The sequence below is a fragment of the Silvanigrella sp. genome (assembly GCF_044369315.1).
Classification (GTDB): Bacteria; Bdellovibrionota_B; Oligoflexia; order Silvanigrellales; family Silvanigrellaceae; genus Silvanigrella.
This window is the reverse complement of sequence record NZ_JBIPMD010000138.1, coordinates 1-8,601: the sequence shown is the minus strand read 5'-3', so window position 1 is coordinate 8,601 and position 8,601 is coordinate 1. Positions and strand designations below refer to the sequence as shown.

The window sequence follows — 8,601 nt, the reverse complement described above, 5'->3', positions numbered from 1 at the left end:
GCAATTCATCTGTTTCAACAACACCAGAAATAAATCTTAAATATTCTGGTAATAATTCTTTACATTTTTCAGTAATAGAAACTCTTTTAACATAAAGATGAAGACCGTGATTATCTCTTGTGTAAAGATCAAATGGAGCTTCTGTAGGAACAAAAATTACTGCATTAAAAGGAACTAAACCTTCTACGCTTATGTGTTCCCATAACATGGGCTCTTTCCAGTCCATAGAAATTTGTTTATAGAGCTCTTGATAATCTTCTGGTTTATTTTCGCGTTTATTACGAGCCCAAACTGGAGTAGATTTATTTAATCTAGTTTCTTCAATTTGTCCGTCTTCTTTTGTTTCTATCATAAAAATAGGATAAGTAACATAATCACTATATTTTTTAACAATACCGCGAATACGCCAATCTTCAATAAACTCTTTTTCTTCTTCTTTTAAATGAATTTCAATTAGAGTTCCTCTTGTTTCTTTAGCGCTTTCTTCAAGAGTGTAAGAACCATCGCCTAAAGAAGTCCATTTATAAGCAGGAGCTCCATGAGCAGAGCGGCTTTCTACAATTATTTTTTTTGCAACCATAAAAGCAGAATAAAAACCAACTCCAAATTGACCAATTAAGTTAGAATCTTTTTTGTCTTGTTCAGATAATTTTTCTAGGAATTTTTTAGTGCCAGAGCTTGCAATTGTTCCTAAATTGTTCATGAGATCATCTTTACTCATGCCAATGCCATTGTCTTCAAGAAATAATATAGAATTTTCTTTATCCATACGAATGGAAATCGAATTTTCTTTATCTGATTTTAACAAATTATGATTTGTAATTTCTTCAAAACGAAGTTTATCAACAGCATCACTTGCGTTAGAGATAAGTTCTCTTAAGAAAATTTCTTTATTGGAATAAAGGGAATGTACCATAAGATTCATAAGTTGTTGAACTTCGGCCTGAAACGAGTGAACTTCAGCTGTCATAGTTGTCTGTCCTTATAAGTTGTTGAAATAAAATGATTTAGTTAAAGGGTCTTTTTTGAAAGAACCTGTACAAAAGGAAAATAAACAGAGGTTTGCATTCGTCAATAGCTTCTTTTTTTAAGAATCCCTAAAAATGAAACTTATTCTTCAAAATTAGTAATTTCCCAGCGATCTCCCCAGTCCGATTTTCTTGCTTTTTTGTATTTGGCGCCATTTTTTTTGGAATATGTAATGGTCTCAAAACCTTTTGAGGTGCATAAATTGAGTTTCAAATGGCCTGAATGAATATCTGGATGTCTAATAATTCTAGACTCATAGCTATAAGTAGCAACCTTAGATACGATTATATAGGAAAACTTCTCATCTTCATATCCTTTTTCACCCTCTTTTAATATTTTATGAAGTTGGGTTCTTTGTACTCTAGTATAAAAGTGGCACCAATCTTGTTGTTCAAAAGCAGGGCAATTTTGGGAGTGAGAGCAGGGTGCTACAATGTTTACCTTATTTTCTAAAAACCATTTTCTGGCAAAATGAATGGATTTAAAAGATTCTGGTGTCCCTGGATCTATTATAACTAAATACTTATTTGTTTTATCTAACAAAAATTTTAAGATATGTTCTTTGTTTTTATCTTCAATTTCATTAAAAGAATAAGAAGCTATGACAAGATCAGCTTTGTTTAATTCTAATTTAGAATTTACAATATCTTGAATAATCCAATTTGCATTTTTTAAGATAGGATGATTTTGGGCAATTTTTTTTCCTAATGAAGCCATATCTGCATTGTATTCAACTAAAGTAATATTTTTAATGGTATCAAAAGTTTCACAACAAGCCCAAGATGCTGTACCAGGACCAGCGCCAATATCTAAAATAGATTCAATTTGTTCCGTATTTATTTCAGATAAAACCTTAAAAACCGTTTCATAAGTAGAAGGCATTCTTGCTGCGATATAAGACAATCGTTGCTCTTCTAAGGTAAAATTTTGATCCATATCTTTTCGATTTAATCTGTAATTATTTGAGAGTACTGCATAGGCTTTTTGGAGTTTTTGAATAGGAATGTGTGCAATTTCTTTTTCAAGCGAGGACAATAAAAGCTGTGGAAGGGTCATAATCGTTCAGTTCCTGAAGTATAATGCGGGTTATTTCTTTCCCGCAATTCTAAGGAAAGAATTTTTATTTTTTCACTTCTGAACTTACTTTGTCAATCACTTCATGGGCAGTATCTTTTGCTGTATTTTCTGTCGTTTTAGCGCCATAATATGCTTTATTTAAAATCCAATGTACTGGTTTTGTGTCTACCACATAATAATAACCTATCTGATAAAGGCTTTTTCCATTAGCTACGGGAATAGAAAACACAAAAAGCCATACGAATCCATAAATTAGAAAAATAAATAATTTTCTTAGAATTTTTTTAAACATCTTGACTTCCTTTATTGCTAATCACTACTTTATCATTTTGTAAGCATTGCTAAAAACAAGCTACTTACCAAATTATGACTCTTTTCAAGGATAATACTAAGCATGTCGAATAAGCCATCCCTTTCGCTACAGCCTATCGTGAGTTTACATAAAAATAGCTCTGAGTTTTTTGATAGATTTTATGAAAAAAACTCAAATCATATGTCATGTAGTATGGGTTGTTCTAAATGTTGTTTTGTTGATTTAACAGTATTCCAAGCAGAGGCTTATCATATTATTGAGTGGGTCAATTTTTTGTCATTAGAAAATAAACTCACACTATTGAACGATCTCAAAAGTTCTGAAATGGCGGAGCAAAAAAATACTTTGGGAAAAGTAAACAAACCTTGTTCCTTCTTGAGACAGGGAAAATGTACAATCTATGATGCTCGTCCTACGATTTGTAGAACACAAGGCCTTGCTCTTCAATATAAAATTTCAGATGAAAAAAACCAAATCCAGCTTGCAGTTGATCATTGTCCTCTTAATTTTAAAGAAGAAAACTCATTACCAAATAAAGCAGAGTGGCTCGATTTAGATCGATTAAATGCTTTACAGAGTATTGCAGAAAACTTTTTTCTAAAAAATAATTTGGAATTGAGAAATCAAGAAATTGAAAAATTAATCAATAAAAAAAATAGAATTTCGCTTAAAAAATTAAAAGAATTTATTGTAGTACAATTAGAGGCTAATGGAATTTAAAAATAAATAAAAGCAAAAAAGCCTTCTTAGAAAACTAAGAAGGCTTTTTTGTAAGACTTAAAAGCGGTTAATTACTTACCACCAGTCCTTGCAGCACGACGGCGTCTAAGTAATTTTCTTTTCTTACGACCAACTTTACGACGACCTTTTGGATGCTTACGACGATGACGTGATCCGTGCATACCAACCTCCTGAAATAGTTAAAAAAATTAAATACAATTTAAGTGCAATCTTTTAGCAATTCTTTCATATAAAAAAATCGCTCGAACGATGGCAATATCATTCGGTATTGCAATTTGCAAGGGAAATTTGCTTTTTTAAAAAGGAAGCTTCTTTTATAGTTTAAAAAAAGGGTTTTTTAGAATCCCCTCATTTTTAAGGGCTTGGGCTTTTTGAAAGTATTGTGTTATTGATAGTATTGAACCTATGTTTCTAGTTTTTTAGATTCTTGAGTAATTATGGAATGAACGATAACATGCGCATAAACCTAAAGTTTCGATTTAACTCAGGATCTTTATTGGCATATTTTATCATTTCAGCTGTCGGATTTGTCATTCTCTATGTAATTATTTGGACTCTAACCGCTAGGGCGCAAAGAATAGCCAATCTTAGGCATGACGTCTCTCTGATAATGGGGGGGATATCTGGAAGCATACTTGGTACTGCTGAGTTAGATTCTCAAGGGCTTCAGGATCAATCTCAATCCTTGATGCAAGAATATCTGAATTTTACATTTGATTCTAAAAAGAACCAAAGTCAGGAAAGGGTAGCTAAGGTTTCTGTATATTTCCTTAATCCTGAGCGTCATCTTATTGGGGAATGGGTATCTTCCGATGATCCCCCATCCGATTGTCTTGAAAAAAGAACCGAATACTTTCAGCCTCATCGCTCTCCTTTTCCTTATTTGGTTGAGTTGACTATTAATACATGCAGCAAAAGTTCATTAGGATTATTTGAGTATAGTAGTATTTCTTTGCCAATTATTGTTTCTTTAGCTGTTATATTATTTTGGGGAATTTGTATTCTAGCAATGCTTCAATCAATTCAATATGCAGGAAAATTATTAGAACAAACAGAAGATGTAGATGAACTTCTCGATAAAACCGATAAAATCAATTGGCTAAATGTAAGAATATTAGCTCAAAAAGCAGTTCAAGTTAGAGGAAAAAACTTACAGTTTTATCAAACTCTCATTTTAGATGCGCAGCATGATATTGCTAAAATTTTAGATGCTATCAGTTCTAAATATCAAGAGAAAGATCTCAACTATAATGTTTCTTCTGTGCGAGGAATATTACAGCGTTTGGCTATTGAAATAAGGTCTTCTAACGAGGTTTATCAAGAAATAAATGCTCATAAAGACTTAGATACTGATGAAATATTAGAGTATATAACAACACATTTTTTAAACTGTGATATTATAAACAATCTTCCAAAAAATTTAAAAATTCCAATCTCTGATATTTCTATTTTTGAAAGAATAATTGTTAATTTATCATCAAATTCTATTAAACATTCAATAACCCCATCAAAATTAAAATTATTTTATTCTAATAGTTTTCTATCATTTCGTGTTTATTCAAAAATCTCTTTTTTTTCGGCATTAATTATTCATTTGGCTAAATTAACAAATCGTATTGATTTAAAAAATATAGATTCACCCGTGTTTTTTAAATTTTTTGGAAGGTCAGGAAGAGGACTTTCTATTATAAAAAGAGGACTTTTTAAATTAAAAGGACGGATGCTTTTTACAATTGAAGGAAATATAGTTGAAACAGGTTTTGATATCCCAGCCGAAATTATAGATCCTAAAATTATTGACGTACCTGTTACAGTTCATAAAAGAAAAAGAGTTGTTTATTTTAAAAATAATGATCTTATTCATTTTGCAATTGAAAATGGATTAAAAGATTTTATAATTAATAAAGATGAATTAAATTCATTGATTTCAAGTGTAAATGACTCAGAAAAGGTTGAAATTGTATCGGATGAAGAAATAAATATTCCAGAATCATTTATTTTGCGTTTAATTACAAAAAAAGAAAGAATTGAAGGATTGGCTTTAAATTGGATCGGAGATTCTAAGTAATGGTATCTAAAGTATTTCCAATTTCGCGTTGGTTAGTTGTGGATGATACTCCAGAAGACGCTGATGACATTGTGCTTGCCATTGAAGGATTGGGGGGGAAGGCAGATACTGCAGATAGCATTAAGGCTGCTGAAAAACTTTTAAGAAAAAATATTTACGACGTTTGTGTTGTCGATTGTTTTTATAAGGGCTCAAACAAGTGGGGTGTTGATCTCCTTCCCGATCTTAGATCAACTTTACCTGGTCTGCCTGTGATTATGATTTCAAATTCAGATGATCTTGATTTGCCTGCCAAAGTTATTCGAGCAGGTGCCGATATGTTTTGTCCTAAATTAAAAGATTCCTTTTCATTGACAAAAACGCTTGGTGCAGGTGCTTTACAAGCTACAATTATACGCAAATTAAAAATTATGGAGTTTGATTCTCGTTTTTCAAAAGAAATATATCTTCAAAAACAAACATCAGATGCCTTTGAGCATTCTATGAGAAGAAAAGAAGAACGATTGCTTATTTGTGGAGCTCCTGGAACAGGAAAAACAATAGGTTCCCAATTGTTTGCGCATCAATTTTTAAAACAAAACTATGGAAGTATTTCAAGAAATATTGTGTACCACGATTGTGCTTCAAAGTCTGATGAAGCAAATTCAATTCTATTATTTGGTGATTCCAGAACCATAGGAAATACTTTGCAACTGAGTTTATTTGAAAGAGCAGTTGGTGGGGTTTTAGTGCTTGATAATCTTCATGCGCTATCCCATGAAAATCAAAATAAATTAAAAAGTATTTTTGATTCCGAATTTGTCCCTTCTGTATTGGGAGAAGGAAGTCTTTCTATTAGTCTTATAAAATTTGTTGGAACCTACTGCACAGATTATCAAAAAAAGATCGTACCAGGTTTTCTTGAAGCTTATGCTCATAGAGAAATCGATCTACCTTCCATTTCAGACTTAAATCAAGAACTATCAAAGGTAATTCAATATATATTTGAGCAATTATGCCAATCAAGTGAGGATTTAAAAGTTTCGGCAAATCATGAAGTGATCGGAAAAATATTAGATCTTGCGGCAAATCATGCTTTTCCAGCTAATTTTAGAACTCTTCACCAAATTATAGAAAATGCACTTTCAAAAGCGTTATCTGATCATAGAAGCCAAATTTATCCTTCAGATATAGAAATTATTGGAAGCATGAGAGTTGCTCAAGGTGAAACATCAGTAACAAATTCATCCTCATCTAAAAATTATGGAGATGTATTAGAGGGAAGATTTGGAGAAGCTCTTTTAAAATATATTTCGTCTGGTGAAAGTTTTGATGAAGCAAAAGATGTTCTACGCAAAATTATGATTAATGTAGCATCAAAAAAGTATGGTGGTAATAAATCTAAAATAGCATCAGCTTTAGGAATCTCTCGTCAAAGTCTATATGATCATGAAGAATCCGAATAAACATTTTTAAATTCGATTGTTAAATTTTTTTAAATGAAGGTAATATCGATTCGTTCTCTTAAATCCAATTGAAGGATCGATATTATGAAAAAATTTCTTCCTGATTTTTCATCGCCTAGTGAAATGATACAAGTTGGTTGGGAAAAACTTAAAAAAATTCCTGGCGGTAATAAAATTTTCTCTACAATTGTCTCTAAATACATTCCTTATACAGGATCTGTCTCTCCTTTGGTTCTTAGTATTGAAAACGGTCAGGCAAGAGTTATGTTAAGAGACAAAAGAGCTGTAAGAAACCATTTAAATTGTATTCATGCAATTGCTCTTGCTAATGTTGGTGAGTTTTCAACAGGTTTATGTCTTATTTCGCAATTACCTAAAACAGCAATGGCAATTCTTGTAAAAATTGAAGTGGAGTACCTTAAAAAAGCAAGAGGAAATTTAATTTCTGAATCTTTGTTTCAATATCTTTCAACTACAAAAAACAATGAAGATTTAAGAATAACAGCAAATGTTATAGATGAAAAAAATGAGATTGTTACTAAAGTTCATGCTACTTGGCGTATAAGATTAAATTAGCTAAATAAAACTAGAGAATATAAATATGAATTATGAAACTGTTTTTACAAAACAAATAGGAATTCAATATCCTATTATTTGTGGTGCTATGTATCCGTGCAGTAATCCAGAACTTGTTGCTGCAGTATCAGAAGCAGGTGGAATTGGAATTATTCAGCCTTTATCGCTTGTATTTGTTCATAAACATGAATTTCGAGATGGTTTAAGATTAATAAAGAATCTAACTAAAAAACCAATAGGCATGAATATTATAACTGAAAAATCTTCTTCAATTTATGAAAATAGAATGAGAAAGTGGCTTGATATTGCTCTTGAAGAAGGTGTCCGTTTTTTTGTTACTTCACTAGGAAATCCAAAATGGATTGTAGATAAAGTATCTCCCTTGGGAGGAGTTGTTTATCATGATGTCACAAATAAAAAATGGGCTGATAAAGCAATTTCATCTGGTGTCCATGGACTTATTTGTGTGAATAATAGAGCTGGTGGTCATGCAGGAGAATTGGATGTTGAAAAAATTATCAAAGATTTAGAAGAATTTAAAGTTCCAATAATTTGTGCAGGAGGCGTTGGCGATAAAAATACATTTGTGAATGCATTAAATTTAGGCTATGCGGGCGTTCAAATGGGAACCCGATTTATTGCTACATTAGAATGCAATGCACATCAGGACTATAAAAATGCAATTATCAAAGCAACATCTAAAGATATTGTTCTTACAGAAAAAATATCCGGAGTTCCTGTTTCTGTTATAAAAACAGAATACATTGAAAGAATTGGAACTAAAGCAAACTTTATTTCTAGATACCTGCTACAGCATAAAAAGTTTAAACATTGGATGCGCACTTATTATACTCTCCAAGCTGTATGGAAATTAAAAAGAGCATCCATGGAGGGAGCTGGTTATAAAGATTACTGGCAGGCTGGTAAAAGTGTTGATGGTTGTAATTCTATTTTAACATCTAAAGAAGTCATTCAAGGTCTCACAAATTAGAAACTGCTTCATTTTAGATAAACGAATTGCTTAATATAAAAATAGGACACAAATTTTACCTTTAATTATAGCAAATATTGACAGGATTGCTATAAAAAAAAAAAAGCTAAAAATAATATTAAAATTTTATTTAAAAAATCTATAAAAATATTTGACAACATTAAAAATGTAATGCAAGTTAACTTTCTCGCTGCTAGCGAAAAGTCTCAGAAATGAGAAAAATCGAGCAAAGAGAAGTTATTTGACAAGAGAAGAAAGCAAAAACAGAGTGCGGTTCCATGGTTTTAAGTAGATTTTCTCGCGAGAGGAAAAGGAAAGAAATCAGGTTCCGTAAAAAGAACCGTCAAGATAGTAAAAAAAG

General features: G+C 31.4%; 8 protein-coding genes. 5 read left to right on the top strand and 3 right to left on the bottom strand.

Annotated features, from left to right (window positions below; translation table 11 throughout):
• From htpG to ACIQ56_RS11215, 3 genes are all read right to left on the bottom strand, one after another.
• The coding region (gene htpG / locus ACIQ56_RS11225) for a molecular chaperone HtpG (RefSeq protein ID WP_397601150.1) at positions 1 to 970 on the bottom strand (970 nt) is incomplete at its 3' end.
• Between the two features lie 140 nt (positions 971 to 1,110).
• Entirely contained in the window at positions 1,111 to 2,085 is a 975-nt protein-coding gene (locus ACIQ56_RS11220) for a small ribosomal subunit Rsm22 family protein (protein WP_397601149.1), read from the bottom strand.
• A gap of 64 nt (positions 2,086 to 2,149) precedes the next feature.
• Positions 2,150 to 2,398, bottom strand: a complete 249-nt coding sequence (locus ACIQ56_RS11215) for a hypothetical protein (protein WP_397601148.1) — start codon at positions 2,396 to 2,398, stop codon at positions 2,150 to 2,152.
• A 102-nt stretch (positions 2,399 to 2,500) separates the two neighbouring features.
• On the opposite strand from ACIQ56_RS11215, the gene ACIQ56_RS11210 reads away from it, so the two are divergent.
• From ACIQ56_RS11210 to ACIQ56_RS11190, 5 genes are all read left to right on the top strand, one after another.
• Positions 2,501 to 3,139 carry a YkgJ family cysteine cluster protein gene (locus ACIQ56_RS11210; protein ID WP_397601147.1) on the top strand — a complete coding sequence of 213 codons (639 nt, stop codon included), beginning with the start codon at positions 2,501 to 2,503 and terminating at the stop codon, positions 3,137 to 3,139.
• 475 nt (positions 3,140 to 3,614) lie between these two features.
• Entirely contained in the window at positions 3,615 to 5,228 is a 1,614-nt protein-coding gene (locus ACIQ56_RS11205) for a hypothetical protein (RefSeq protein WP_397601146.1), read from the top strand.
• Entirely contained in the window at positions 5,228 to 6,673 is a 1,446-nt protein-coding gene (locus ACIQ56_RS11200) for a response regulator (RefSeq protein WP_397601145.1), read from the top strand. The genes ACIQ56_RS11205 and ACIQ56_RS11200 overlap by 1 nt, the downstream gene beginning before the upstream one ends.
• 84 nt (positions 6,674 to 6,757) lie before the next feature.
• Positions 6,758 to 7,249: a DUF4442 domain-containing protein gene (locus tag ACIQ56_RS11195; protein WP_397601144.1), complete on the top strand. Its 492-nt coding sequence runs from the start codon at positions 6,758 to 6,760 to the stop codon at positions 7,247 to 7,249.
• Positions 7,250 to 7,274: 25 nt separating this feature from the next.
• The gene (locus ACIQ56_RS11190) at positions 7,275 to 8,240 is read left to right on the top strand and encodes an NAD(P)H-dependent flavin oxidoreductase (RefSeq protein WP_397601143.1); all 966 of its coding nucleotides are present in this window, start codon (positions 7,275 to 7,277) and stop codon (positions 8,238 to 8,240) included.
• The last annotated feature ends 361 nt before the right edge of the window (positions 8,241 to 8,601 follow it).

Bases quoted from the DNA above. Each gene is read 5' to 3' on its own strand.
- ACIQ56_RS11205 (WP_397601146.1), top strand. From the start codon at position 3,615: ATGCGCATAAACCTAAAGTTTCGATTTAACTCAGGATCTTTATTGGCA.
- ACIQ56_RS11190 (WP_397601143.1), top strand. From the start codon at position 7,275: ATGAATTATGAAACTGTTTTTACAAAACAAATAGGAATTCAATATCCT.
- ACIQ56_RS11210 (WP_397601147.1), top strand. From the start codon at position 2,501: ATGTCGAATAAGCCATCCCTTTCGCTACAGCCTATCGTGAGTTTACAT.
- ACIQ56_RS11220 (WP_397601149.1), bottom strand. From the start codon at position 2,085: ATGACCCTTCCACAGCTTTTATTGTCCTCGCTTGAAAAAGAAATTGCA.
- ACIQ56_RS11215 (WP_397601148.1), bottom strand. From the start codon at position 2,398: ATGTTTAAAAAAATTCTAAGAAAATTATTTATTTTTCTAATTTATGGA.
- ACIQ56_RS11200 (WP_397601145.1), top strand. From the start codon at position 5,228: ATGGTATCTAAAGTATTTCCAATTTCGCGTTGGTTAGTTGTGGATGAT.
- ACIQ56_RS11195 (WP_397601144.1), top strand. From the start codon at position 6,758: ATGAAAAAATTTCTTCCTGATTTTTCATCGCCTAGTGAAATGATACAA.